24 protein-coding genes are annotated in these 24170 nt (G+C 72.2%); 12 read left to right on the top strand and 12 right to left on the bottom strand.

Going from position 1 to position 24170, the window contains the following annotated elements; translation table 11 throughout:
- Window positions 1-12 precede the first annotated feature (12 nt).
- From ACZ42A_RS07205 to ACZ42A_RS07195, 3 genes are all read left to right on the top strand, one after another.
- On the top strand, window positions 13-1869 hold the full coding sequence (locus tag ACZ42A_RS07205) for a S1C family serine protease (RefSeq protein ID WP_468526752.1): 1857 nt from the start codon (window positions 13-15) through the stop codon (window positions 1867-1869).
- Between the two features lie 118 nt (window positions 1870-1987).
- The gene (locus ACZ42A_RS07200) at window positions 1988-2440 is read left to right on the top strand and encodes a sec-independent translocase (RefSeq protein ID WP_468526182.1); all 453 of its coding nucleotides are present in this window, start codon (window positions 1988-1990) and stop codon (window positions 2438-2440) included.
- 202 nt (window positions 2441-2642) lie between these two features.
- Window positions 2643-3302, top strand: a complete 660-nt coding sequence (locus ACZ42A_RS07195) for a hypothetical protein (RefSeq protein WP_468526181.1) — start codon at window positions 2643-2645, stop codon at window positions 3300-3302.
- 154 nt (window positions 3303-3456) lie between these two features.
- On the opposite strand, the gene ACZ42A_RS07190 is transcribed toward ACZ42A_RS07195, so the two are convergent.
- The 3 genes from ACZ42A_RS07190 to ACZ42A_RS07180 are packed head-to-tail and all read right to left on the bottom strand — an operon-like array spanning window position 3457 to window position 6503.
- Entirely contained in the window at window positions 3457-4590 is a 1134-nt protein-coding gene (locus ACZ42A_RS07190) for an Mrp/NBP35 family ATP-binding protein (RefSeq protein ID WP_468526180.1), read from the bottom strand.
- A gap of 43 nt (window positions 4591-4633) precedes the next feature.
- Window positions 4634-5230 carry a DUF1003 domain-containing protein gene (locus ACZ42A_RS07185; protein WP_468526179.1) on the bottom strand — a complete coding sequence of 199 codons (597 nt, stop codon included), beginning with the start codon at window positions 5228-5230 and terminating at the stop codon, window positions 4634-4636.
- Window positions 5220-6503, bottom strand: a complete 1284-nt coding sequence (locus ACZ42A_RS07180; protein WP_468526178.1) for a magnesium transporter MgtE N-terminal domain-containing protein — start codon at window positions 6501-6503, stop codon at window positions 5220-5222. The genes ACZ42A_RS07185 and ACZ42A_RS07180 overlap by 11 nt, the downstream gene beginning before the upstream one ends.
- A gap of 188 nt (window positions 6504-6691) precedes the next feature.
- On the opposite strand from ACZ42A_RS07180, the gene ACZ42A_RS07175 reads away from it, so the two are divergent.
- Entirely contained in the window at window positions 6692-7444 is a 753-nt protein-coding gene (locus tag ACZ42A_RS07175) for a hypothetical protein (protein ID WP_468526177.1), read from the top strand.
- A gap of 16 nt (window positions 7445-7460) precedes the next feature.
- Here the strand turns inward: ACZ42A_RS07175 and ACZ42A_RS07170 are convergent, their stop codons facing one another.
- Together ACZ42A_RS07170 and ACZ42A_RS07165 are read right to left on the bottom strand one after the other, a co-directional pair.
- Window positions 7461-7973, bottom strand: a complete 513-nt coding sequence (locus ACZ42A_RS07170) for a hypothetical protein (protein ID WP_468526176.1) — start codon at window positions 7971-7973, stop codon at window positions 7461-7463.
- Window positions 7974-8009: 36 nt separating this feature from the next.
- On the bottom strand, window positions 8010-9125 hold the full coding sequence (locus ACZ42A_RS07165; RefSeq protein WP_468526175.1) for a magnesium and cobalt transport protein CorA: 1116 nt from the start codon (window positions 9123-9125) through the stop codon (window positions 8010-8012).
- 508 nt (window positions 9126-9633) lie between these two features.
- Here ACZ42A_RS07165 and ACZ42A_RS07160 point away from each other — a divergent pair.
- The 4 genes from ACZ42A_RS07160 to ACZ42A_RS07145 all read left to right on the top strand — a co-directional run bounded on the left by ACZ42A_RS07160 (window position 9634) and on the right by ACZ42A_RS07145 (window position 12743).
- Entirely contained in the window at window positions 9634-10218 is a 585-nt protein-coding gene (locus tag ACZ42A_RS07160; protein ID WP_468526174.1) for a suppressor of fused domain protein, read from the top strand.
- A 185-nt stretch (window positions 10219-10403) separates the two neighbouring features.
- Complete coding sequence (locus ACZ42A_RS07155) at window positions 10404-11051, top strand: DUF6758 family protein (RefSeq protein ID WP_468526173.1); 648 nt, start codon at window positions 10404-10406, stop codon at window positions 11049-11051.
- A gap of 153 nt (window positions 11052-11204) precedes the next feature.
- Entirely contained in the window at window positions 11205-12065 is an 861-nt protein-coding gene (locus tag ACZ42A_RS07150) for a PHP domain-containing protein (protein ID WP_468526172.1), read from the top strand.
- Window positions 12066-12137: 72 nt separating this feature from the next.
- Window positions 12138-12743, top strand: coding sequence for a MarC family protein (locus tag ACZ42A_RS07145; RefSeq protein ID WP_468526171.1), 606 nt, complete (start codon window positions 12138-12140; stop codon window positions 12741-12743).
- 60 nt (window positions 12744-12803) lie between these two features.
- Here ACZ42A_RS07145 and ACZ42A_RS07140 read toward each other — a convergent pair whose 3' ends face one another.
- Window positions 12804-12956, bottom strand: coding sequence for a hypothetical protein (locus ACZ42A_RS07140; protein ID WP_468526170.1), 153 nt, complete (start codon window positions 12954-12956; stop codon window positions 12804-12806).
- A 229-nt stretch (window positions 12957-13185) separates the two neighbouring features.
- Between ACZ42A_RS07140 and ACZ42A_RS07135 the strand changes: the two genes are divergently transcribed.
- Window positions 13186-14091, top strand: coding sequence for an NYN domain-containing protein (locus tag ACZ42A_RS07135; RefSeq protein WP_468526751.1), 906 nt, complete (start codon window positions 13186-13188; stop codon window positions 14089-14091).
- A gap of 37 nt (window positions 14092-14128) precedes the next feature.
- Here the strand turns inward: ACZ42A_RS07135 and ACZ42A_RS07130 are convergent, their stop codons facing one another.
- Together ACZ42A_RS07130 and ACZ42A_RS07125 are read right to left on the bottom strand one after the other, a co-directional pair.
- The gene (locus ACZ42A_RS07130; protein ID WP_468526169.1) at window positions 14129-15016 is read right to left on the bottom strand and encodes an alpha/beta fold hydrolase; all 888 of its coding nucleotides are present in this window, start codon (window positions 15014-15016) and stop codon (window positions 14129-14131) included.
- A gap of 117 nt (window positions 15017-15133) precedes the next feature.
- Window positions 15134-17731: a DEAD/DEAH box helicase gene (locus tag ACZ42A_RS07125; protein WP_468526168.1), complete on the bottom strand. Its 2598-nt coding sequence runs from the start codon at window positions 17729-17731 to the stop codon at window positions 15134-15136.
- Window positions 17732-18256: 525 nt separating this feature from the next.
- On the opposite strand from ACZ42A_RS07125, the gene ACZ42A_RS07120 reads away from it, so the two are divergent.
- Complete coding sequence (locus tag ACZ42A_RS07120) at window positions 18257-19018, top strand: ferritin-like fold-containing protein (protein WP_468526167.1); 762 nt, start codon at window positions 18257-18259, stop codon at window positions 19016-19018.
- 88 nt (window positions 19019-19106) lie between these two features.
- Here the strand turns inward: ACZ42A_RS07120 and ACZ42A_RS07115 are convergent, their stop codons facing one another.
- The 4 genes from ACZ42A_RS07115 to ACZ42A_RS07100 all read right to left on the bottom strand — a co-directional run bounded on the left by ACZ42A_RS07115 (window position 19107) and on the right by ACZ42A_RS07100 (window position 21099).
- Entirely contained in the window at window positions 19107-19376 is a 270-nt protein-coding gene (locus ACZ42A_RS07115; protein WP_468526166.1) for a hypothetical protein, read from the bottom strand.
- 232 nt (window positions 19377-19608) lie between these two features.
- Window positions 19609-19836, bottom strand: a complete 228-nt coding sequence (locus tag ACZ42A_RS07110) for a DUF3107 domain-containing protein (RefSeq protein ID WP_073940165.1) — start codon at window positions 19834-19836, stop codon at window positions 19609-19611.
- 146 nt (window positions 19837-19982) lie between these two features.
- Window positions 19983-20630, bottom strand: a complete 648-nt coding sequence (locus tag ACZ42A_RS07105) for a TetR/AcrR family transcriptional regulator (protein WP_468526165.1) — start codon at window positions 20628-20630, stop codon at window positions 19983-19985.
- Window positions 20631-20874: 244 nt separating this feature from the next.
- Window positions 20875-21099, bottom strand: a complete 225-nt coding sequence (locus ACZ42A_RS07100) for a hypothetical protein (RefSeq protein ID WP_468526164.1) — start codon at window positions 21097-21099, stop codon at window positions 20875-20877.
- Window positions 21100-21331: 232 nt separating this feature from the next.
- Here ACZ42A_RS07100 and ACZ42A_RS07095 point away from each other — a divergent pair, with 232 nt between their 5' ends.
- Window positions 21332-22321 carry an alpha/beta fold hydrolase gene (locus ACZ42A_RS07095; RefSeq protein WP_468526163.1) on the top strand — a complete coding sequence of 330 codons (990 nt, stop codon included), beginning with the start codon at window positions 21332-21334 and terminating at the stop codon, window positions 22319-22321.
- An 8-nt stretch (window positions 22322-22329) separates the two neighbouring features.
- On the top strand, window positions 22330-23985 hold the full coding sequence (locus ACZ42A_RS07090) for a DUF3152 domain-containing protein (protein ID WP_468526162.1): 1656 nt from the start codon (window positions 22330-22332) through the stop codon (window positions 23983-23985).
- The last annotated feature ends 185 nt before the right edge of the window (window positions 23986-24170 follow it).

The following is a 24170-nucleotide window of genomic DNA, read 5'->3' as shown; positions in this document are numbered from 1 at the left end:
GGCTCCGACGCCGTGGACTCCGGCTCCGCCGACTCTGGCTCGGCCGACTCGGGGTCCGTTGCCGAGCCGCTCCACGGCCCCGGCGCTGGCGACTCCGTCGCCGCGGGTTCCGCCGCAGCCAGGGCCGCCGGCCCCGTCGCCGCTCCCAGCCCCTCCGGGGACGCTCCCAAGCCGCTCCACGACCCCGATCCCTACAGCACCCCGCCCTACGGGGAACCGGGCCCCTGGGCCCCCGCGCCGCCCGTTCAGCACCCGGCGGCGACGCCTGCCCAGGGCACGGCGATACCGGCGCCGCCGCCGTCCGGCATGGGCACACTCGCGCCCCACCCCACAGCCACCACAGCCACCGCGGCCGCCCAGGCCCCCACGGCGACGTCGGCGGCCCAGACTCCCGCAGTGCCCCCGGCAGCCCCAGCCCCCACAGCGACGTCGGCAGCTCAGACTCCCGCAGTGCCCCCGGCAGCCCCAGCCCCCACAGCGACATCGGCAGCTCAGGCCCCCGCAGTAACCCCGGTCGCCCAGGCCCCCACAGCGATCCCGGCCGCCCCCGCCCCCGCGCACGGTGCCACTCCGGCGCACGGCGTGCCCGGCGGTGCGGCGGCGGGCGCTCCCGGTGCCTCCGCGCCCGCGCCCGGGCTGTCCGCCTCCGCGCCCGCCGCCGACCCCTGGCAGCGCTACGACCCCTGGGCGGCGGCAGCGGCCGCCCCCGTCGCGCCGCTGCAGCAGACCGGTGCCGCCGTGCCCACGCAGCAGCAGCGCCGTAAGCGGGCCAGGAAGGTGCTGGTCGGCCTCGCCGCGCTGCTCGCTCTGGTGTCCGGGGGCGTGGGCGGCGTCGTAGGGGCGTATCTGGAGCGGAACGGTGGGGTCGGGCAGGTCGAGCTGCCGCAGGCCGGGGAGGAGACCGCGGAGCGGGCCCCGGACAGCGTCGCCGGGATCGCGGCCCGCGCGCTGCCCAGCGTGGTCACCCTGCATGTCTCCGGCAGCGACGAGTCGGGCACCGGCACCGGCTTCGTGCTCGACACCCGAGGTCACATCCTCACCAACAACCACGTCGTCGAGCCCGCGGGCGCCGACGGCGAGATAACGGTCACCTTCAACAGCGGCGACACCGCCGAGGCGGAGGTCGTCGGCCGGGACGGCGGCTACGACCTCGCCGTCGTCCGCGTCCGCGGCGTCAGCGGGCTGGAACCGCTGCCGCTGGGCAACTCCGACAACGTCCAGGTCGGCGACCCGGTCGTGGCCATCGGCGCACCCTTCGACCTGGCCGGCACAGTCACCTCCGGGATCATCTCCGCCAAGGAACGGCCGATCACGGCCGGCGGCGAGAAGGGCGACGGCAGCGATGTCTCGTATGTCGACGCACTCCAGACCGACGCCCCCATCAACCCCGGCAACTCCGGCGGCCCCCTCCTCGACGCGCAGGCCCGGGTCATCGGCATCAACTCCGCGATCCGCTCCGCCGGCGACGGCGGCGAGCTGGACGGCGGCCAGTCCGGCTCCATCGGCCTCGGCTTCGCCATCCCCATCAACCAGGGCAAGCGCGTCGCCGAGGAGCTGATCAACACCGGCAAGGCCACCCACCCGGTGATCGGCGTCACCCTCGACATGAGCTACACCGGGGACGGCGCCCGCGTCGGCACCAAGGGCAGCGACGGCGGCTCCGCCGTCAGCCCGGGCGGCCCCGGCGACCGGGCCGGCATCGAACCCGGCGACGTCATCACCGAGGTCGACGGCCAGCGGGTGCACTCCGGCGAGGAACTGATCGTCAAGACCCGCGCCCACCGCCCCGGCGACCGCCTGGAGCTGACCGTCGTACGAGACGGGAAGGAGCGGACGATCTCCCTGGTGCTCGGTTCGTCGGAGGACTGAACCGAGAAACCGCTCACATACACGCACTCGGAGGTCACGGGACGGTACCGGTCGGACAGGATCGACCGGTACCGTGGATCCGGCCCGGACCACGGGAGGACATCGCAAGGAGCTTCAGGTGTTCAATGACATAGGACCGCTCGAGCTGGTGACGCTCATCGTCCTCGCCGTGCTCGTCTTCGGTCCGGACAAGCTCCCGAAGGTCATCCAGGACGTGATGCGCACGGTCCGGAAGATCCGTGAGTTCTCGGAGAGCGCCAAGCAGGACATCCGGCAGGAACTCGGGCCGGAGTTCAAGGACTTCGAGTTCGAGGACCTGAACCCCAAGACGTTCATCCGCAAGCAGCTGGACAACGAGGACCTGGGGCTGAAGGAGCTCCGCAACGGCTTCGACCTGAAGAAGGAGATGGCCGAGGTCACGGACGCGGTCCACGGCCGCGACTCCGAGTCGTCGTCTTCGTCGTCCTCGTCGGCGTCTGCGTCCTCTTCGTCCTCCGGCGCCCGGGTCGACATGAGCAAGAAGCCCGAGGCCACGGACCACCGGCCGCCGTTCGACGCCGACGCCACCTGAGTCCCGCGCGCGGCGCGTCGCGCGCCCTTCGCACGGTCTGAACCCCGCCCTGGGGCGACCCACGCGCCGGGCGCATTCCCGGCTGCCCCGAGCGGTGTGGATATGCTGCCGAGTTGTTGTGCGGGCCGTACGCGAATCAGCAACGCCGCCCGAAGGGGGGCGGGCCGAACGGCCCGACGAGAGCGAGGAGGCGTCCGGGTACATGGAGACGACGAGTCGGTCAGTCGCGCAGACGCCGGCCGCGGAGGGCGGACAACAGGTCCCCTCCGCCCGGCGGGCGGTCGACGGCTACCTGCGAGCGTCCTTCCCGTGGTACGGCCTCGACGAGGCCTTCACGGGGCCGCGTTGGCTGATGCAGGTCGGCACGGCGGCCGACGGTGCCGTGGAACACGGGTCGATCGGACACGGGGACGAGCCCTCGGTGCGGGGGGACATGACGTCGGAGGACCGGGAGCGGTTCGCGGTCGTGGTGACCGTCGCGGCGAATCCGTCCCGCCGGAGCGCCGACGGTACGGGGCTGCTGGAGGCCACGTCGGTGTCCTCGGCGGCCTGGCTGGCCGGGGTGGGGCTGCTGTCCTTCACCTGGCCCGGGCAGATGGACCACAGCCTGCGTGACGACTGGCTGGAGCAGCAGACCGAGACGGCGTGGGCGCTCGCCGACGACCTCGACGGGCCCGAGTGGTCGACGCTGTCCCTGCCGGTCGACGGCGTTCCCACGCCGTTCCACTACCGCGAGTCCGAGTTCGGCTGGGTGCTTGCCGGTTCCACGCAGCAGGGGGTTCATGTGGGGGCGTACGGGCGGGGGATGAGCGCGTACGGGCTCGGCTTCGCCGCGATCAAGGACATCGCCGAGTACGAGTAGGGCTGCGCGCAGCGAAAAGGGGCGCCGTTGGTGTTTCGGCGCCCCTTCGCCGCAGGGGATGAGGGCTTCGGGCGGGTGCGGGTTCGCCGTGGCTGGTCGCGCAGTTGCCCGCGCCCCTGGCGAGTTGCCCCGCGCCCCTCAAGAGGTGCTGCTTCTAGAACTTGTTCTTCGGGGTGATCCCGAGCGACAGTCCCGAAAGGCCCCGCTGCCGCCCCCCGAGCTTCCCCGCGATCGCGCGCAGTGCCGCGCCCGCCGGGGACTCCGGGTCGGTCAGGACGACCGGCTTGCCCTCGTCGCCGCCCTCGCGGAGGCGGACGTCGATGGGGATGGAGCCGAGGACGGGAACGTTCGTGCCCGTCGTACGGGTCAGGCCGTCGGCCACCACCTGGCCGCCGCCCATGCCGAAGACGTCGACCATCTCGCCGCAGTGCGGGCAGGGCAGGCCGGACATGTTCTCGACCACGCCGACGATCTTCTGGTGGGTCTGGACGGCGATCGAGCCGGCCCGCTCGGCCACCTCGGCGGCCGCCTGCTGCGGGGTCGTCACGACCAGGATCTCGGCGTTCGGGATCAGCTGGGCGATGGAGATCGCGATGTCGCCGGTGCCGGGCGGCAGGTCGAGGAGGAGGACGTCGAGGTCGCCCCAGTAGACGTCCGCGAGGAACTGCTGGAGCGCGCGGTGGAGCATCGGGCCGCGCCAGACGACGGGCGCGTTGCCCGGGGTGAACATGCCGATCGAGATGACCTTCACGCCGTTCGCCGACGGCGGCATGATCATGTTCTCGACCTGGGTGGGCCGGCCGTCGGCGCCCAGCATGCGGGGCACGGAGTGGCCGTAGATGTCGGCGTCGACGACACCGACCTTCAGGCCGTCGGCCGCCATGGCCGCCGCCAGGTTCACCGTCACCGACGACTTGCCGACGCCGCCCTTGCCGGAGGCGACCGCGTAGACGCGGGTGAGGTTGCCGGGCTTGGCGAACGGGACCTCGCGCTCGGTCTGCCCGCCGCGCAGCGCCGCCGCCAGCTCCTTGCGCTGCGCGTCGCTCATCACGTCCAGGGTGACGTCGACGCGGGTGACGCCCTCCACGCGGGAGACCGCCTCGGTCACGCGCTGGGTGATCGTGTCGCGCATGGGGCAGCCCGACACCGTCAGGTACACGGTGACGGCGACCGCTCCGTCCGCGCCGATCTCCACCGATTTGACCATCCCGAGCTCGGTGATGGGTCGGTTGATCTCGGGGTCGTTCACCGTCGCCAGTGCTTCGCGCACCGCGTCTTCCGTAGCCATAGAGACGATGGTACGGCGCGGTAGCCAGGGCTCGGAAAGCCCGTCAGTGGTCGTCTACGTCACGTCCCGGCGACCGATCTGCCGGGAATACCACCGCCTCGGGACGATGGCCGTCGCGCCGGTGCTCCAGCTCCTTGACGAGGTCGTGCAGCTCGGAGCGGATCCAGTCGCGGGTGGCGACCTCGCCCATGCCCGTGCGCAGCGCGGCGATCTCCCGGGTCAGGTACTCGGTGTCCGCGATGGACCGCTCGTTCTGCCTGCGGTCCTGTTCCAGCTCGACCCGGGAGCGGTCGTCCTGCCGGTTCTGCGCGAGCAGGATCAGCGGCGCGGCGTAGGAGGCCTGCAGGGACAGCGCCAGGGTCAGGAAGATGAACGGGTACTCGTCGAACCGCACCGGCGGCGGCATGAGGGTGTTCCAGGCGACCCAGAGGATGATGGTCACCGTCATCCAGACCAGGAACCGCCCGGTGCCGATGAACCGGGCGATCCGCTCCGACAGGCGCCCGAAGGCCTCCGGGTCCCACTCGGGCAGCAGGCGGCGCCGCGGCAGGGCAGGCTGATCGAGCCGGGCGCGGGGGCGGCTGGTCGCCGTGGCCCCGGCCGGCATGCGCTCACGCGCGCTCTCCCGCTCAGGAGCCATGGGCGCCCGCTCCCTCGTCCAGGTGGAACTCGGTCTCCCGCCAGTCCTCGGGCAGCATGTGGTCCAGGACGTCGTCCACGGTGACGACGCCCAGCAGCGACCCGGACTCGTCGACCACGGGCGCCGCGACCATGTCGTACGCCGCGAAGAATCCGGCGACGAGGGGCAGCGCGGCGTCCGGCGCGAGGGGCTGGAGATCGTCGTCGACGAGCGAGCTGACCAGGGTGTACGGCGGGTCGCGCAGCAGGCGCTGGAAGTGGACCGTGCCCAGGTACTTGCCGGTCGGGGTCTCGTCGGGCGGCCGGCAGACGTACACCTGGGCGGCGAGCGCGGGGGAGAGGTCGGGGTTGCGGACCCGGGCCAGGGCGTCGGCGACGGTGGCGTCCGGGCGCAGCACGATCGGCTCCGTGGTCATCAGACCGCCGGCCGTGTGCTCCTCGTACGACATCAGACGCCGCATGTCGGCCGCGTCGGCGGGCTGCATCAGGCTCAGCAGCCGTTCCTGCTCCTCGGTGGGCAGCTCGGCCAGCAGGTCGGCGGCGTCGTCCGGGTCCATCGCCTCCAGGACGTCGGCGGCGCGCTCCTCCTGGAGCTTGCCGAGGATCTCGATCTGGTCGTCCTCCGGCAGCTCCTCCAGGACGTCGGCGAGCCGGTCGTCGTCGAGGGCGGCGGCGACCTCGGCGCGGCGCTTGGGGGAGAGGTGGTGCAGAACGTTCGCCAGGTCGGCGGGGCGCAGCTGCTCGAAGGTGGCGAGCAGGCTCTCGGCGCCCTGTCCGTGCTCCTCCAGCGAGAAGCCGGTGACCGCCGACCACTCGACGGTCAGCGTCTCGCCCTTGGCGCGGCGGAAGGCGCCGCCCTTCTTCCCCTTCCGTACGAACACCCGGTCGATCTCCCAGTCGCGGCGGGCCGGGAGCTGCTGCACCGACAGGTCGAGGACGGTGACCTCCTCGCCCGTCTCGACCAGGGTGACGCGCCGGTCGAGCAGCTCGCCGAAGACCAGCCGTTCGGTGGGGCGCTGTTCGAAGCGGCGGACGTTGAGCACGCCGGTGGTGATGACCTGGCCGGACTCGATGCCGGTGACCCGGGTCATGGGCAGGAAGATCCGGCGGCGGGTGGCCAGTTCCACGACCAGGCCGAGCAGGCGCGGCGGCCGCCGGGCGACGCGCAGCATGACGACCAGGTCGCGCACCCGCCCCACCTGGTCGCCGTTGGGGTCGAAGACGGCGATGCCGGCGAGGTGCGAGACGAAGATCCGGGGGGTGCCCGCTGCCATGTTCCGCACCTCCGATTCCGTACCGCGCGCGGTATCCCGATTGTCCGTTCGGATGGGCTTCAGGCTAGCCCGTCCGGATCGGGTACGCCCTGGTGAGCGGTCCGGACGGACTGGCTCCGCTCAGGCCTCCGAGCCCCGGTACTCTGCGGTACGCCGACCGGACCCCCGTGAGAAAGGCAGCCCCACCTGTGACCGCGATTCCCCAGGGCCGTACCCGCCGGGCCACGCTGGTGAGCGCGCTGTGCGCGCTGCTGGTGACGGGTGTGGGGCTCACGGGATGCAGTAGCGAGGATCCGGACGCGGGCACCAACGGGGTGGGCAAGCTGCCCCCCGAGAAGATCCAGGCGAAGACACGGGCGGCGGCGGAGGCGGCCGGCGCGGTACGGCTGTCCGGGACCGTGGTCACCAGCGGGCGCACCTACAAGCTCGACATGCGACTGAAGGGAGACGGCGGCACCGGGTCGGTCACCGCGGAAGGGGCGGCCTTCGAGCTGCTGCGCGTCGGGGAGCAGCTGTATCTGAAGGCGGACACGGCCTTCTGGAACCCGGAGGGCGGCAAGGGCGGGGCCGGGGACGCCGCAGCCGCGGACAAGCTCGACGGCAAGTACGTCAAGGTGCCCCAGGGCGACCCTTCCTACCAGCGGTTCAGCGGCTTCACCGACAAGGACGTCCTCCTCGACAGCCTGCTCACCCTGCACGGCACCCTGAAGACCGACGGCCGCCACGAGCAGTCCGGCGTCCGCACCATCCGCATCACCGGCGACCAGGGCTCCGGCGGCACCCTCGACGTCTCCCTGGAGGGCAAGCCGTACCCGCTGCGCCTGGTCCGCGGCGGCGGCGCCGGCACGCTGACCTTCTCGGCCTGGGGCGAGGACTTCGCCCTCACCGAGCCGGAGAAGAGCGAGACCGTGGACTACGGAAAGCAGCTGCCGACGTCGTAGCCGGCACCCAGACGCGCTACTTCCGCTTGCGCCGCTTCATCAGCAACCGCGGCAGTGCCGCCGGAATCGGCCGCCGGGTCGTCGCCGGGCTGGGCAGCGGGGCCTCGGCCAGGGAGGCGTCCGGGAGGGGCAGCGTCGTGCCGGTCGGCTCCAGGCGGAGCACCCGGCACTCCCGGCCCCAGCGCTCGGTCATCGCCTCGCCGTCGGGTGCGTTCAGCCGCTTGCCCTTCAGCTCGGCGACCGCGGCCTCCCATGCCTCGGAGCCCGGCGCCAGCTCCACGACCGTCGCCGTCCAGGCCACCACCCGGCCGCCCTTGTCCTTGCTGCGCACCGTCACCTCGGCCGTGGCCCCGTCGGTCAGCCCGGGCAGCGGCTGCTCGCCCGGCCCGTCGCCGACCACGCAGGCGGCACCCTCGTGCCAGGCGTGCCACAGCGCGCGGGTGGGAACCCCGGGTCCCCGCACCCAGATGAGGCCGGACTTCTTCGTGGCCTCCTCGACGAGGGCCCGGTCGAGCAGCTCGGTTGTCATGGGCTCAGCCTATCGAGGGCGCCTGTGGAGGCCGGCTCACAGCCAGCCGTTGCGCTTCAGGGTGCGGTGGATGCCGAAACAGATCATCGCGGTGATGCCGAGCACCATCGGGTAGCCGAACTTCCACCGCAGCTCCGGCATGTAGTCGAAGTTCATCCCGTACACGCCACAGACCATCGTCGGTACGGCGATGATCGCGGCCCAGGAGGTGATCTTCCGCATGTCCTCGTTCTGCGCCACGGACGCCTGGGCGAGGTTGGCCTGGAGGATCGAGTTCAGCAGCTCGTCGAAGCCCATGACCTGCTCCTGCACCCGGGCCAGGTGGTCGGCGACGTCCCGGAAGTACTTCTGGATGTCCGGGTCGATCAGCCGCATCGGCCGCTCGCTGAGCAGCTGCAACGGCCGCACCAGCGGCGACACCGCGCGCTTGAACTCCAGCACCTCGCGCTTGAGTTGGTAGATCCGGCCGGCGTCGGTGCCGCGCGGGGTGCCCTTGCGGCCCGGTGAGAAGACCTCGGTCTCCACCTCGTCGATGTCGTCCTGCACGGCGTCGGCGACCGCGATGTACCCGTCGACGACGTGGTCGGCGATGGCGTGCAGCACCGCCGAGGGGCCCTTCGACAGCAGCTCCGGGTCGTCCTGGAGCCGGTGCCGCAGCCCGCGCAGCGAGCCCTGGCCGCCGTGCCGGACGGTGATGAAGAAGTCCTGGCCGGTGAAGCACATCACCTCGCCGGTCTCGACGACCTGGCTGTTGGCGGTCAGCTCGTCGTGCTCGACGTAGTGGATGGTCTTGAAGACGGTGAAGAGCGAGTCGTCGTAGCGCTCCAGCTTGGGCCGCTGGTGGGCCTGGACGGCGTCCTCGACGGCCAGCGGGTGCAGCCCGAACTCGCGCGCGATCCCGGCGAATTCGGCCTCGGTCGGCTCGTGCAGCCCGATCCAGACGAACCCTCCGTCGCGGCGCACCTGGCGCATCGCCTCGTGCGGCGTCAGCGGCCGGGCGCTCTCGACCCGGGCGCCGTCACGGTAGACGGCACAGTCGACGACGGCCGAGGAGGTCGCCGGGTCGCGGGTGGTGTCGTAGCCGCCGGTGTCCTTGCGCAGCGCGGGGCGGGACGGGCGGACGGCGGCGCGCAGGTCGCGAATCATCGACATGGGCAGGCTCCTTCGCAACGGGCAACGAAAGACCGCCGACGACGGGTGGAACTACCCGGAATGGGGACGTCCTGAAAATGCGGATGTTTGGCACGTCCACAAAGCGGGGAGCACCGCACCGTCGCGGTGGCGAGCTTCGCTACTGAGTCAGCTGCTGATGCAGACCAGACAGAACAGACAGATCAGGTACAGCGAAACGAAGTGCTCTTCCGGGTGACCCGGATGAAGACGCGCATGCGAGAGGCGGCAGCCAGCCAGAGCCAGAGCAGCTACATCAGTGGCCGGAAGAGCGGGTGGTACTGCACGGTCGACTTCGATCCATGACAGCCCCACCTCCTCCGGCCGGTCCCTGGTGAGGGACGATCCCAACCCCCTAGAGGGTTCCCGTGGCGTCGGGACGTGACCCGCACGCTTGCCGTGTGCTGCCCGACCACCGGCCAAGAGTATCAGCCGACTGAAGTGTCAAGGCGCTGCTTTGCCCGGTCCTGACGAGTTCTATGCTCGCCGCATGGCTGATGTTCTTCCTTTGGTAGAGGCCCGGTTGCGTACCGCGCTCGGCGAGCCCGACGCCCGTGCCGCGGTCACCTTCCTGGGCACGGACCGCATCGAGGTGCTGCGCTTCCAGGAGGGGGACATCGTCCGTTATGCCACCCTCGGCATGTCCGCGCAGCCCATGACCGACCCCACCGCCGTGCTCGCCGACCCGGTCAAGGGTCCCCGCGCGGAGCTGGTCCTGTCGGTGCGCGCCGGTCGCGCCGACACCGACAAGGTGCTCCGCCCGCTGGCCGTGCTCGCCGCGTCCCCGCAGGTGGAAGGCGTGGTCGTGGCCCCGGGCGCCTCGCTGGACGTCGGTGAGCCGCTGTGGCCCGGCGCCCCGTTCACCTCGGTGCTGGTGGCCGAGCCGGGCGGTCTGGTGGAGGACCTGGAGCTGGACGCTCCGATGGACCCCGTACAGTTCCTGCCGCTGCTGCCGATGACGCCCAACGAGGCCGCCTGGAAGCGGGTGCACGGTGCCCAGGCCCTCCAGGAGCGCTGGCTGAACCAGGGCACGGACCTGCGCGATCCGCTGCGCGCGTCCGTCCCGCTCGGGTGACGGATCTCACCAACATCCGGCCGTAAGCCGTCAGTTGGCGCCCTGCGGTCGTGGCAGGATCTCTCCGCCGGCCGTTAGGTCGCCTAAATGATGTGGGTCGCATCCGATTCCTGTCGGTCCGGGTTTCCGCCCGGACGGGTGATCGTCCTTGACGCGGCGCGGCAGGGGTAGGACCGTGGGGCCCTATGAGGGGCGAACCCAGTTGCCCGAAGTGCGGTGGCCGGGTCAGGGCGCCCGGACTCTTTGCCGACTCGTGGCAGTGCGATGTGCATGGCCCGGTCTATCCAGTCCAGCCCGTGGTCCCGCCCAGCGTCGAGGCCCTCGCCGTGGTGGTGCGTCGCGCGCAGGTGCCGGTGTGGATGCCGTGGCCGCTGCCGATCGGCTGGCTCTACACGGGTGTGCTCTGTGCGGGTGACGACCGCAGCGGCGGCCGTGCCACGGCCCTGGCCTGCTCGGGACCCAGTCCGCTCGGTGGTGTCGGCGAGCTGATCCTGGTGGCCGAGGAGCTGGGCGTCGGGCTGGGCGCGCGGTACGCGGGCATCGACGGACCGGACCCGGGGCCGTATGTGAACGTCGAGAAACCACCGCAGGCGAAGGTCCTCGCCGCCGGCCGGCCCACCCCGCTCTGGCATGTCTCCGGCACACCCGACGACCGGGCGGTGTTCGCGGGGGAGGCGATGGGGATGTGGCTCTGGGCCGTCGTATGGCCCGAGCAGTCCGGGCTGCTGATGTACGACGAGCTGGTGCTCACGGATCTGCGGGACGCGGGGGCGGAGATGGAACTGGTGCCCTGCGGGGCGCTGTCGCCGCGGCTGCTGTCGCCGGAGCCATAGCCGTGGTCGTAGCCGCAGGGGTGACCGTCGGGGGGGCGGTGGCGTTACGCGGCTGTAAAGGGCGCACGCCGGGAGCGGGTGTGACATCCGGGTGCTGTTTGTGGCTATCCTTGGGTGTCCCTTCCGTATCGTCACCCGCCTGGAGTACGCGTCGTGCGCATAGACCTGCACAGCCACTCCACCGCGTCCGACGGTACGGACACCCCCGCCGAGCTGGTGCGCAACGCCGCCGCCGCGGGGCTGGACGTGGTCGCGCTGACCGACCACGACACGACCCGGGGGTACGCCGAGGCGATCGCCGCCCTGCCGCAGGGGCTGACGCTGGTCACCGGGGCCGAGCTGTCCTGCCGTGTCGACGGGATCAGCATGCACATGCTGGCCTACCTCTTCGATCCCGAGGAGCCCGCACTGCTCGCCGAGCGCGAGCTGGTGCGTGACGACCGGGTGCCGCGGGCCAAGGGCATGATCGCCAAGCTGAACGAGCTGGGTGTGCCGGTCGCCTGGGAGCAGGTTTCGCGGATCGCCGGAGACGGGTCCGTGGGACGGCCGCATGTCGCCACCGCCCTGGTCGAACTGGGGGTCGTCCCCACCGTGGGCGACGCGTTCACCCCGGACTGGCTGGCCGACGGCGGCCGGGCCTTCGTCGAGAAGCACGAGACCGACCCCTTCGAGGCGATCCGGCTGATCAAGGGCGCGGGCGGGGTCGCCGTGTTCGCGCACCCCGGAGCCGCCAAGCGAGGCCGTACGGTGCCGGAGTCCGCGATCGCCGAGATGGCCGCCGCGGGTCTGGACGGCATCGAGGTCGACCACATGGACCACGACCCGGACACCCGGGCGCGGCTGCGCGGACTGGCCAAGGAGCTGGGTCTGCTCGTGACCGGCTCCAGCGACTACCACGGCAGCCGGAAGACCTGTGTGCTCGGCGAGTACACGACCGACCCCGAGGTGTACGGGGAGATCACCCGGCGGGCCACCGGGGCGTTCCCGGTGCCGGGTACCGGTGGAGCGATCTGAGGGCGCACCGCGCCGCCCGCCCCACTCTCACGCCCTACTTCTCCCTTTCAGCGCAAGGCCTGTAGTTCCCCCATGTTCGACATCGCCGTCTTCGGCTCCCTGTTCCTCACCCTTTTTGTCATCATGGATCCCCCTGGGATCACCCCGATCTTCCTCGCCCTGACCGCCGGGCGGCCCGCCAAGGTGCAGAAGCGGATGGCCTTCCAGGCCGTCTGTGTCGCCGGCGGTGTGATCACCGTCTTCGGCGTCCTCGGGCACCAGATCCTCAACTATCTGCATGTGTCCGTGCCGGCGCTGATGATCGCCGGCGGACTGCTGCTCCTGCTCATCGCGCTCGACCTGCTCACCGGCAAGACCGACGAGCCCAAGCAGACCAAGGACGTCAACGTCGCCCTCGTGCCGCTGGGCATGCCGCTGCTGGCCGGTCCGGGTGCGATCGTCTCCGTCATCCTGGCCGTGCAGAAGGCCGACAGCGTCGGCATGCAGGTGTCGGTGTGGTCGGCGATCCTCGCCATCCATGTCGTGCTGTGGCTGGTGATGCGGTACTCGCTGCTGATCATCCGAGTCATCAAGGACGGCGGTGTGGTGCTGGTGACCCGGCTCGCGGGCATGATGCTGTCCGCGATCGCCGTGCAGCAGATCATCAACGGCGTCACCCAGGTCATCCAGGGCAGCTGAGCCGAACGCGACAGAGCCCCGTACGGCCGTCGTGCCGTACGGGGCTCTCAAGCATGCGAGTTACGAGGCCGGGGTCTCGGCCGGACGGATCCACAGGCGCTGGCCGATCGCGGCGGCCTGCTGAACGATCCGGTTGACGGAGGCGGCGTCCACGACGGTGCTGTCCACGGGTGTGCCGTCGACGTCGTCGAGTCGCAGAATCTCGAAGCGCACAGGCTTCTCCCTTCGTCTGGTCATCCTCCCTGAGGAGAACTACTGGTGGATGGCCCACGGAGCGACGGTGCCCCGGGTTCCATACGGATGCAACGCGATGCTTGTTACAAACATTCCCTACGCTAAAGAAAATTTTCGAACGACTAATTACTGACGCGTAAGCGTTCAACTGCCTTACGCTCTGGGACCGACCGGGACCGGTTGTGTTCGCACTGTGACGACCGGGACAATGGGGACGATGAACGACGACCTCTCGGCGCTGGCCGCCCGCCTCGACCGGACGAACGAGCTGCTGCAGCGCATGCTCGCCGAGGTGGCGAAGACGCCCTCGACCCATGCGATCTTCGTCGACGCCGGGTACCTCTACGCGGCCGCGGGCCGCCTGGTCGCCGGAACCGAGGACCGGCGGGCCTTCGACCTGGACGCCGAGGGGCTGATCGACGCTCTGATCGACCGGGCCCGCACCATCTTCGCCGACAGTCGGCTGCTGCGCGTCTACTGGTACGACGGCGCCCGGCGCCGTATCCACACCGCCGAGCAGCAGACCATCGCCGAGCTTCCCGACGTCAAGGTCCGCCTCGGCAACCTCAACGCCAACAACCAGCAGAAGGGCGTCGACTCCCTGATCAGGACCGACCTGGAGTCCCTCGCCCGGCACCGGGCGATCAGCGACGCGGCGCTGCTCGGCGGCGACGAGGACCTGGTGTCGGCCGTCGAGGCGGCCCAGGGGTACGGCGCGCGGGTGCACCTGTGGGGCATCGAGGCACCCGAGGGCCGCAACCAGGCCGAGCCGCTGCTCTGGGAGGTCGACAGCCAGCGCACCCTCGACCTGGACTTCTTCAAGCCATACGTCTCCCGGCGCACCGCCGCCGCCTACGACGCCACCGCCGCCGCCCGGCCCACCCGGGAGGACGTCCGCTTCGTCGGCGCGCAGATCGCGGCGAAATGGCTGTCCGCGCGGGGCCGCGAGGCGCTGGTGGAACTGCTGCCCGGGCACCCCTACCTGCCGGGTTCCGTGGACCAGGACCTGCTGGTGGAGGCGGAGGGCATGCTCCAGTACTCCCTGCGCGGGCAGGCCGATCTGCGGCGGGCACTGCGCGACGGGTTCTGGGACCACCTGCAGACGCAGTACTAGCCAGCCGTACAGGGCGCACCGCTCAGTAGTAGCCGTACTAGCCGTACACGTCCGCCGGATGCCGGTCCCAGAAATCGGCCACCGCGCGGGCGGTCGGCAGGGGGCGGTCCAGGTTGGGGGAGTGCTCGGCGCCCGGCACGACGGTGCGGGAGGCGTTCAGCCGCCGTGCCATCTCGTCCAGCAGGGGCACCGGCCAGGTGCCGTCCCGGACCCCCGACACCACATGGCACGGCAGCCGCGTGGCGGCCAGCTCGTCCACCCGATCCGGCTCGGTGCACAACTGGCGCCCCACGGCGGTCAGCTGGGCGGGTGAATGGCCCAGCCAGCGGCGGCGCAGCTGCTCCGGGCCGCCCAGACCGCGTGCCGGGCCGCCGACGTCCTCCGGCGCGCCCATCGCCAGGATCGCCTCCCACACCTGATCCATCGACATCACGGCCAGCGCGTCCCGCAGCAGCTTCACACGCTGTTGCTGCGGCAGCGAGATCTCGGCCGGGCCCGACGCGACGAGGGTGAGCGAGGCGAAGGGGGAGCGGTCCAGGAGGACAGCCGCGCGGGCGATATGCCCGCCGAGGGAGTGCCCCAGCAGATGCACCGGGGCGCCGGCGCCGAGGGCTTCCGCCTGCGCCAGCACGTCCCGTGCCAACTCGCCCTGCGCGTACGCCGTTTCGTCGTCCGCCGGACCCTTCGACTCGAACTGCCCGCGCCCGTCCACGGCGACCGTCCGGTACCCGCGCGCGGCCAGCGGCTCGTGCATCAGATGGAAGTCCTCCTTGCTCCCGGTGAACCCGGGCAGCAGCAGGGCGACGCCGCGCTGCTCGGTACCCGGGGCGACGGGTACGTCCACGACGGCGAAGTCACCGCGGTCGGTACGGAGGGGGTAGGCGCGGGCGCCGGGGGGAGGGGCGAGGGGGGTCGGGGTGGTCACGGGGGGAGGGTAGCGGGGGTGTGCGGGGGCGCGTGAGGCGTGCGGGAGCGTGCGGGGGCGGGAACGCCGACGGCCCGGTCCCCCCTCTCGGGTGGGACCGGGCCGTCGTGTGCTGCCTCAGCTCTCCACGGACTCCGCGGCGGCCGTGGCCTTGCGGGTGCGGCGGGCCTTCGGCTTGGCCTCCGTGCCCTCGGCGGTGTCGGCCGCGGCTTCGGCCGTGGCCGCCGCCTTGCGGGTGCGGCGCGGCTTGGCCTCCGGCTCCACGGCGGCGGCCTGCGCCGGGATCTCCGCGGGCTCGGCGGCCTTCCGCGTGCGGCGGGCCTTCGGCTTCGCCTCGGTGCCCTCGGCGGAGTCGGCCGTGGTCTCGGCGGCGGCCGCGGTCTTCCGCGTGCGCTTCGGCTTGGCCTCGGCCTCCGGAGCCTCCGTCGTCACGGCGGGCTCGGCGGCCTTCCGGGTACGGCGGACCTTCGGCTTCGCCTCCGTGCCCTCGGCGGTGTCGACCGCGGCTTCGGCCGTGGCCGCCGCCTTGCGGGTGCGGCGCGGCTTGGCCTCCGGCTCCACGGCGGCGGCCTGCGCCGGGATCTCCGCGGGCTCGGCGGCCTTCCGCGTGCGGCGGGCCTTCGGCTTCGCCTCCGTGCCCTCGGCGGTGTCGACGGCCGTCTCGGCGGCGGTCGTGGCCTTGCGGGTGCGCTTCGGCTTCGCCTCGGCGGTCTCGGCCGTGGTCTCGGCGGCAGCCGCTGTCTTGCGGGTGCGCTTCGGCTTGGCCTCCGTGGCCTCAGCCGTGTCCACAGCGGTGACCTCGGGGGCCTCGGCCGCCTTGCGCGTACGGCGCGTCTTCGGCTTGGCCTCCGCCGCCTCCGCGGTGTCCACGGCGACGGCCTCGGGGGCCTCGGCGGCCTTGCGGGTGCGGCGGGTCTTCGGCTTCGTCTCCGCGGCCTCGGCGGTGTCCACCACCGTCTCGGCCGTGGCCGCCGCCTTGCGGGTGCGGCGCGGCTTGGGCTCCGGAGCCTCGGCGACGGGGGTGTCCTGCGGCTGCGGCTGCTCCGCCACGGTCACGGCAGCCGTCGGCTCGACGGTCGTCGTGGCCTCGACGGACGGCGCCGACTCCATGGTCGTGGCAGCCTCGGCGCTCCGACGGGTGCGGCGGCGGCGCGGCTTGGCAGGGGTCTCGGGCGCGTCGAGTGCGCTCGGGCCCTCCGCCGTGGTCACCGCGGCCTCGGCGGCGGGAGCCGTCGTCTCGACCGCCATGGCCGGTGCCGCCTGCTCCGCCGGGGCGCCGCCGCGGGTGCGGCGACGGCGGCGCGGGGTGCGCGGCGCGGTGACCGACTCGGTGGCGTCGGCCGCCGGGGTCTCCGGCGCGGTGGTGCCGGACGGCGTCTGGACGGCCGTATCGACGAGGGCTCCGCCGCGCGTACGACGACGGCGGCGCGGCGTACGGGCCGTACGCTCGCCCTCGGTCGGGCGGGACTCCTCGCGGCCCTCGCGGCGGCCGCTCCGGCCACCGCGACCGCGGGCACGGCCGCCCGGCTCGCCCAGGTCCTCCAGCTCCTCCGCGTCGAGCCCGGCGCGGGTGCGCTCGGCGCGCGGCAGGACACCCTTGGTGCCGGCCGGGATGCCGAGGTCCTCGAACAGGTGCGGGGAGGTGGAGTAGGTCTCGACCGGGTCGTTGAAGTCCAGCTCCAGCGCCTTGTTGATCAGCTGCCAGCGCGGGATGTCGTCCCAGTCGACGAACGTGATCGCCGTACCCTTCGCGCCCGCGCGGCCGGTGCGGCCGACGCGGTGCAGGTACGTCTTCTCGTCCTCCGGCGACTGGTAGTTGATGACGTGGGTGACGCCCTCGACGTCGATGCCGCGTGCGGCGACGTCGGTGCAGACCAGGACGTCGACCTTGCCGTTGCGGAAGGCGCGCAGCGCCTGCTCGCGGGCGCCCTGGCCGAGGTCGCCGTGGACCGCGCCGGCCGCGAAGCCGCGGCGCTGGAGCTGCTCGGCGATGTCGGCGGCCGTGCGCTTGGTCCGGCAGAAGATCATCGCCAGTCCGCGGCCCTCGGCCTGCAGGATGCGGGCGACCATCTCGGGCTTGTCGAGGGAGTGCCCGCGGTAGACGAACTGCTTGATGTTCGCGACCGTCGCGCCCTCGTCGTCCGGCGCGGTGGCACGGATGTGCGTGGGCCGGGACATGTAACGGCGGGCCAGGCCGATGACCGCGCCCGGCATGGTCGCCGAAAACAGCATGGTCTGGCGCTTGGCCGGGAGCATGTCGATGATCTTCTCGACGTCGGGCAGGAAGCCCAGGTCGAGCATCTCGTCGGCCTCGTCGAGGACGAGGGCCTTGACGTGGCTCAGGTCCAGCTTCTTCTGGCCCGCGAGGTCGAGCAGTCGGCCCGGGGTGCCGACGACCACGTCGACGCCCTTCTTCAGGGCCTCCACCTGGGGCTCGTAGGCGCGGCCGCCGTAGATCGCCACGACGCGCACGTTGCGGACCTTGCCCGCGGTGAGCAGGTCGTTGGTGACCTGGGTGCACAGCTCGCGCGTGGGGACGACGACGAGCGCCTGCGGGGCGTCGGTCAGGGCCTCGGGCTTGGCGCGCCCGGCCTCCACGTCGGCGGGGACGGTGACGCGCTCGAGGAGCGGAAGGCCGAAGCCCAGCGTCTTGCCGGTGCCGGTCTTGGCCTGGCCGATGACATCCGTGCCGGCGAGGGCGACGGGGAGGGTCATCTCCTGGATGGGGAACGGGGTGACGATGCCGACGGCTTCCAGGGCCTCGGCGGTCTCGGGAAGGATCCCGAGCTCTCGGAACGTCGTAGTCAGGGTGCTGCCTCTTCTGTGTGGGCGGCGCGAGGCGAGCGCGGGGGTCGTGACAGACCGTGCCGGGGACGTCGGCTGCCTACGGGCGGGCCGTGGGGCACGGGACCGCGCCGACGCTCTAGCGCTCGTACCGCTGAGGGGTCCCTCCGATCGTCGTACGCACAGTGCCGTACGGTCAGGGAGGGCTGTCGGGTCGGAGCCGATCGGGCCACCGACCGGGCATCCTCATACGTGCGGCCTGTCGAGACACGTCGGAATCAGCCGACGTACCAGCAGGCGCATTACCACCATACCCCGGATTCGCGCACATGCGATGGCCGATTCGGTCACGTAGTCGTCGTCACACCGAATCGCGCGGTCAGCCGGGTGGTCCCGTGCGTCGTCGTTGTCACACTGAATGACCAGGGACTTCCCCGGCCCTGCGGGCGGGCTATTGTGCGCTTCATGACGAGCTCTGACAAGCCTGCCCACCCCGCCGACACCTCCGAGACCGCCGCACACACCGGTGTCGCCGCCCAGGACTGGGCGACGGCCTCCGCCGATCCGCAGTACCGGGCCGCGGTCGTGGACCTGCTGGGCGCGCTCGCGTACGGGGAGCTGGCGGCGTTCGAGCGGCTCGCGGAGGACGCCAAGCTGGCGCCGACCCTGGAGGACAAGGCGGAGCTGGCGAAGATGGCCTCGGCCGAGTTCCACCACTTCGAGCGGCTGCGGGACCGGCTGACCGAGATCGGCGAGGGGCCCACCGCGGCCATGGAGCCGTTCGTCGCCGCGCTGGACGGCTTCCACAAGCAGACCGCGCCCTCCGACTGGCTGGAAGGTCTCGTCAAGGCCTACGTCGGCGACTCGATCGCCAGCGACTTCTACCGCGAGGTCGCGGCCCGGCTGGACTCCGACACCCGGGAACTGGTGCTGGCCGTCCTCGACGACACCGGGCACGCCGGATTCGCCGTGGAGAAGGTGCGTGCGGCGATCGACGCGGACCCGCGCGTGGGCGGACGGCTCGCGCTGTGGGCGCGGCGCCTGATGGGCGAGGCCCTGTCGCAGTCGCAGCGGGTGGTCGCGGAGCGCGACGCGCTGTCGACGATGCTCGTCGGCGGTGTCGCGGACGGCTTCGACCTGGCCGAGGTCGGCCGGATGTTCTCCCGGATCACCGAGGCGCACACCAAGCGGATGGCGGCGCTGGGGCTGGCGGCCTAATCGGGATCCTGCTCCTCCTCCTCCCGCCGCCGAGCCCACCCACGTCCCCGCCGACGGCGGCGGGGACGTGGGTGGGCTCGGCGGCGGCTCAGGCCGTCGCCGACCGCCGGTGGAGTCTTCCCGCCGGGCGAAGCAGCAGCGACAGGGAGGCGATGGCGACCACCGCCGCGCCGATCAGGGTCAGCGGGAAGCCCCCGGCGTCCAGGGCACCGCGGATGAGGAAGGCGCCGAAGAGGCCACCGGCGACACCGGTCGCCAACACCAGCAGGCGTGCCGGCAGGCGGTGCGGCAGCCGGTGGGCGTACGCCCACGCCAGGACCAGGCCGAGGATCGCGGAGCTGAAGGCTTCCAAGAGCATGTAGGGGTCCTCCCACCTGGCCGTCCTGCCCTAACGGTCACAGCCCGTCTTACCCCTGACCTGCGGAATGCAATCCTCCCTCTGTGGGCGACTTGTGGTCCTCCTGTGCGCGGCGCACGTACGGCTGCGTCGACGGCCGTTCCTGCGTCGACGGCCGTTCCTGCTGTGCGCGCACACGGCGACGGCCCGCCGGGTGGTTCACCCGACGGGCCGTCGCCGTTGCTCGCGTCGCTTACAGCGCGCCGAAGCCCACCTTGCGCGGCGCCGGCTCGCCCAACTCGACGTAGGCGAGGCGGTCGGCCGGGACCAGGACCTTGCGGCCGTGCTCGTCCACGAGGCTCAGCAGCTGCGACTTGCCGGCCAGTGCCTCGGCCACCACCCGCTCGACCTCCTCGGCACTCTGACCGCTCTCCAGAACGATCTCGCGGGGCGCGTGCTGCACGCCGATCTTGACCTCCACGGCTATGTCCCTCCGAACGGTCAGTGTTGCGCGGGCGTCCGCGCCGTACCCAGCACACATTAGCCCGGTGAGGGGACGCGCACGCTCCGCGCAAGAACGCCAGGAGCGAACAGCCGACGGGAACAAACGCGCCCCGGCCCGCGGCGTCAGTGGTGCTGCTGCTCGCTGTGGTGCAGCGGGAACCCCGCGATGCCCCGCCAGGCGAGCGACGCCAGCAGCTGTACCGCCTGGTCGCGCGGCACGCTGCGGTCGCTGTGCAGCCAGGAACGGGCCACCACCTGGGCGAGGCCGCCCAGGCCCGAGGCGAGCAGCATCGACTCCGCGCGGGAGAGTCCGGTGTCCTCGGCGATGACGTCGCAGATCGCCTCGGCGCAGTCGTTGGTGACCTTGTCGACGCGCTCGCGGACGGCGGGCTCGTTCGTCAGGTCCGACTCGAAGACCAGACGGAAGGCACCGCCGTCGTCCTCGACGTACGCGAAGTACGCGTCCATCGTCGCCCGTACGCGCTGCTTGTTGTCGGTGGTCGACGCCAGGGCGTTGCGTACGGACTGGATCAGGGACTCGCAGTGCTGGTCCAGCAGTGCGAGATAGAGGTCGAGCTTGCCCGGGAAGTGCTGGTAGAGCACCGGCTTGCTGACGCCGGCGCGCTCGGCGATGTCGTCCATCGCGGCCGCGTGGTAGCCCTGCGCCACGAAGACTTCCTGAGCGGCGCCCAGCAGCTGGTTCCGTCGGGCACGGCGCGGCAGGCGCGTACCCCGCGGGCGTGCCGCCTCTGTCTGCTCGATGGCTGTCACGCCGCCTCCCAAAATCGTCCACATGCGGTGTGCGCCGCGCCGCCATCGTACTTTTCGGTAACCGTGTCGTGCGCGGTGCGAGCGCAGAATTTCACGTACCGGACGGCGGCGATAGCCGCGCAAAAGGTTTCAAACAGATGGAGACCGGGCAAAAATCGGCCCCGTTCCTGCTCAGCGGTGCCGCGCGTCCGCGCGGATCACCGGCGTCGTCCTCCTCGGATCACCGGCGGTCGTCCTCGTCCGGTCACCGGTAGTCGTCCTCGTCGAGGGAGACCACGCGGGCCTGCTCGACGAGATCGGCCTCGTTCGCCCGGTCGGGGTTCACACCCGTCAGCGGGTCGTCGCGGTCCGGTTTCACCTCCGCGTGCTGCTCGGCCGCGTCGACCTCGGGGGCCTCGACGCCGAACTCCTGAGCCTCCTCGCCTTCGCCGTTCTCGAACGTATCCGGGTCGGTGGGGTCTACGGCCATGGTGGGCTCCCTTCCTACGAACGTCCCTGAGAGAAGCAGGGGCCACACGCGGGTGCCCTCTGTACGAGCCTAGGAGACACCCGATCGGGACGCTATGCGATCCGCGTCCGGATCGTCACGCGGTGCGCATCGGAGCGCTCCCGCCTCCGCCGAAGTGGCCCTGCTGAAACGACACTGCTTCTGTGACGGCGAACACATGAACCACGGCGTGATCACCTCGTAACATTGCCGCATGTCTTCGACCGAGCCCGCCTTCGTGCTGACTGCCAACGTGCTCCCGAAGGTGGCGCCCGTCCGGGTCGCGGAGGGCGAACGGCTCAGGTCGGTCCGGCTGCCGGGGATCACGCTCACGGTCCGCTCCCGGCCGCCCGCGCGCGAGGGACTCCCGCCCGCCCTGTACGTCCACGGCCTCGGCGGGTCCTCGCAGAACTGGTCGGCGCTGATGCCGCTGCTCGAGGACGTCGTCGACAGCGAGGCCGTCGACCTGCCGGGCTTCGGCGACTCGCCGCCGCCGGACGACGGCGACTACTCGGTCACCGGGCACGCGCGCGCGGTGATCCGTTATCTCGACGCGGCCGGCCGCGGCCCCGTGCACCTCTTCGGCAACTCCCTCGGCGGCGCGATCGCCACCCGGGTCGCCGCGGTACGGCCCGACCTCGTGCGGACGCTGGCGCTCGTCTCGCCCGCGCTGCCGGAGATCCGGGTCCAGCGCGGCGCCGTACCGACGGCACTCCTCGCGCTGCCCGGCGTGACCGCGCTGTTCACCCGGTACACCCAGGGCTGGACGGCCGAACAGCGGGTCCGCGGGGTCATGGCGCTCTGCTACGGCGACCCCGGGCGGGTGACGCCGGAAGGCTTTCGCAACGCGGTCGAGGAGATGGAACGGCGGCTGCGACTGCCGTACTTCTGGGACGCGATGGCGCGCTCCGCGCGCGGGATCGTCAACGCGTACACCCTGGGCGGGCAGCACGGGCTGTGGCGCCAGGCCGAACGCGTCCTCGCGCCGACGCTGCTCGTCTACGGCGGGCGCGACCAGCTCGTCGGCTTCCGCATGGCCCAGAAGGCGGCCCGCGCCTTCCGGGACTCCCGCCTGATCACCCTGCCGGACGCCGGGCACGTGGCGATGATGGAGTACCCGGAGACGGTGGCGGGGGCGTTCCGGGACCTGCTGGCCGAGGAGGCCGCCCGCGGCGCCGCCGAGTCCGCGAGTGCGGGGAGCTGAGACGCGACGTGGGACGCCACAGCCGCCGCGGTCCGGCACCCAAGGGTGAGACCACGAAGGCCGGCGCGAAGGCCGGCGCCGGGGGGACGGGACGACGGAGGGCCGCGGGGGCGGGGCCTGCGGCGCCTGCTGCTCCTGGGGGGCCCGCTGGACCTGCTGGGCCTACTGGGCCTGCTGGGCCTGCTGGGCCGCCCGCGGGAGCCACGGGGGAGGCGCGTGGGGCCGCTCCTTATGGGGTGCCGGGGCAGGGGGCGCCCCGGTTCGCCGACGGGACGCCGGCGCACGGTGTTCCCCGTTTCCCGGACGGGACGCCGGCGCACGGTGTGCCCCGTTTCCCGGATGGCACTCCCGCGCATGGCATTCCTCGCTTCCCGGACGGGACCCCTGCGCAGGGGACGCCCCGTTTCCCGGATGGCACTCCCGCGCAGGGCACGCCCCGTTTCCCGGACGGGACGCCGGCGCATGGCATTCCTCGCTTTCCGGACGGCACTCCCGCGCACGGCACCCCCCGCTTCCCCGACGGCACCCCCGCGCACGGCGTCCCCCGCGTCCGTGGTGGGCACCCCGAGCAGCGGGAACCCGGGGGTGGCTGGGGTGAGTTGAGGAGTCCGGCGGCGCCCGGCGCTCCGATACCGCGGCAGCGGCCGGCGTCGGGTCCGGCGGGTCCGGCAGGTCCGGCGGGCCCGAGGCAGGACTACCTCGACGCCTTCGGCGCTGATGGCTCGGACGGCTCGGACGACGACGTCTTCACCCGGCGTACGGCCGCCGCCCCCGCCGATCCGTACGCCTCCGCCAACCGCTGGGACGACACCCCCGCCGACGACGCCCCGCCCACCGGCGAGCCCGTGCGCGGCAGGGGCGGCAAGGGGCGGGCGTTCGCCGGGGTCGCCGCCGCCGCGGTGACCACCGTGCTGGCCGTGGTGGTCGCGGGCCAGGTCGCCGACGGTCAGGACGACGACGCCGCACGGTCGCAGTCCGCCACCGATGACAAGCGGGGCGCCCACGACTCCGCCTCGCGCGGCGAGGGGCGGCCGACGCCCTCCGGGTCGCCGAGCGCGGTGCCGCTGACGTACGAGCAGAAGATGGCGAAGAAGTACCCGCTGAGCCCGTCGCTCGACGGCTCCGGGAGGTTCGAGGCGATCCCCGGGATCGACAAGGCGCCGGGCAAGGGGCAGAAGTACACCTACCGGGTGGACGTGGAGCAGGGGCTCGGGCTGGACGGCGAGCTGTTCGCGCAGGCCGTGCAGCAGACGCTCAACGACGACCGCAGCTGGGCGCACAACGGTGGCCGTACCTTCGAGCGCATCCACTCGGGCGAGCCCGACTTCGTGATCACCCTGGCCAGCCCCGGCACGACCGCCGACTGGTGCGCCAAGTCCGGCCTCGACACGACGGTCGACAACGTCTCGTGCGACTCCGCGGCCACCGAACGCGTGATGATCAACGCCTATCGCTGGGCGCAGGGCTCGAGGACGTACGGCGACCAGATCCACGCCTACCGCCAGATGCTGATCAACCACGAGGTCGGCCACCGGCTCGGCTACTCGCACGTGACCTGCGACAAGAACGGCGATCTCGCGCCTGTCATGCAGCAGCAGACCAAGTTCCTGGAGTACGACGGCATTCGCTGCAAGGCCAACCCCTGGCCGTACCCGGCGAGTTGAGCGGCCCCTCCAGGTTCGCGTGACGATGCGTACGCGGGTGATCTCCTAGCGCGACGGAACGCGACCCGCGCGGGAAAGTTACGACCGTTCACCCCTTTTGGTGGGGGGGGGGAGGAAACCACCCCCCCCCCCCCCCCCCCCTCCCCCCCCCCCCCCCCCCCCCCCCCCCCCCCCCCCCCCCCCCC

The organism is Streptomyces sp. NPDC030838 (assembly GCF_055572035.1).
This window is presented reverse-complemented; position numbering and strand designations above follow the sequence as displayed.

Coding starts and splice junctions, on each gene's coding strand:
- ACZ42A_RS07115 (WP_468526166.1), bottom strand. CDS start 19,376: ATGCTCTTGGAAGCCTTCAGCTCCGCGATCCTCGGCCTGGTCCTGGCG.
- ACZ42A_RS07165 (WP_468526175.1), bottom strand. CDS start 9,125: ATGTCGATGATTCGCGACCTGCGCGCCGCCGTCCGCCCGTCCCGCCCC.
- ACZ42A_RS07100 (WP_468526164.1), bottom strand. CDS start 21,099: ATGGCCGTAGACCCCACCGACCCGGATACGTTCGAGAACGGCGAAGGC.
- ACZ42A_RS07185 (WP_468526179.1), bottom strand. CDS start 5,230: ATGGCTCCTGAGCGGGAGAGCGCGCGTGAGCGCATGCCGGCCGGGGCC.
- ACZ42A_RS07125 (WP_468526168.1), bottom strand. CDS start 17,731: ATGACCCTCCCCGTCGCCCTCGCCGGCACGGATGTCATCGGCCAGGCC.
- ACZ42A_RS07135 (WP_468526751.1), top strand. CDS start 13,186: ATGGGGACGATGAACGACGACCTCTCGGCGCTGGCCGCCCGCCTCGAC.
- ACZ42A_RS07095 (WP_468526163.1), top strand. CDS start 21,332: ATGTCTTCGACCGAGCCCGCCTTCGTGCTGACTGCCAACGTGCTCCCG.
- ACZ42A_RS07160 (WP_468526174.1), top strand. CDS start 9,634: ATGGCTGATGTTCTTCCTTTGGTAGAGGCCCGGTTGCGTACCGCGCTC.
- ACZ42A_RS07180 (WP_468526178.1), bottom strand. CDS start 6,503: ATGGCAGCGGGCACCCCCCGGATCTTCGTCTCGCACCTCGCCGGCATC.
- ACZ42A_RS07155 (WP_468526173.1), top strand. CDS start 10,404: ATGAGGGGCGAACCCAGTTGCCCGAAGTGCGGTGGCCGGGTCAGGGCG.
- ACZ42A_RS07170 (WP_468526176.1), bottom strand. CDS start 7,973: ATGACAACCGAGCTGCTCGACCGGGCCCTCGTCGAGGAGGCCACGAAG.
- ACZ42A_RS07190 (WP_468526180.1), bottom strand. CDS start 4,590: ATGGCTACGGAAGACGCGGTGCGCGAAGCACTGGCGACGGTGAACGAC.
- ACZ42A_RS07145 (WP_468526171.1), top strand. CDS start 12,138: ATGTTCGACATCGCCGTCTTCGGCTCCCTGTTCCTCACCCTTTTTGTC.
- ACZ42A_RS07195 (WP_468526181.1), top strand. CDS start 2,643: ATGGAGACGACGAGTCGGTCAGTCGCGCAGACGCCGGCCGCGGAGGGC.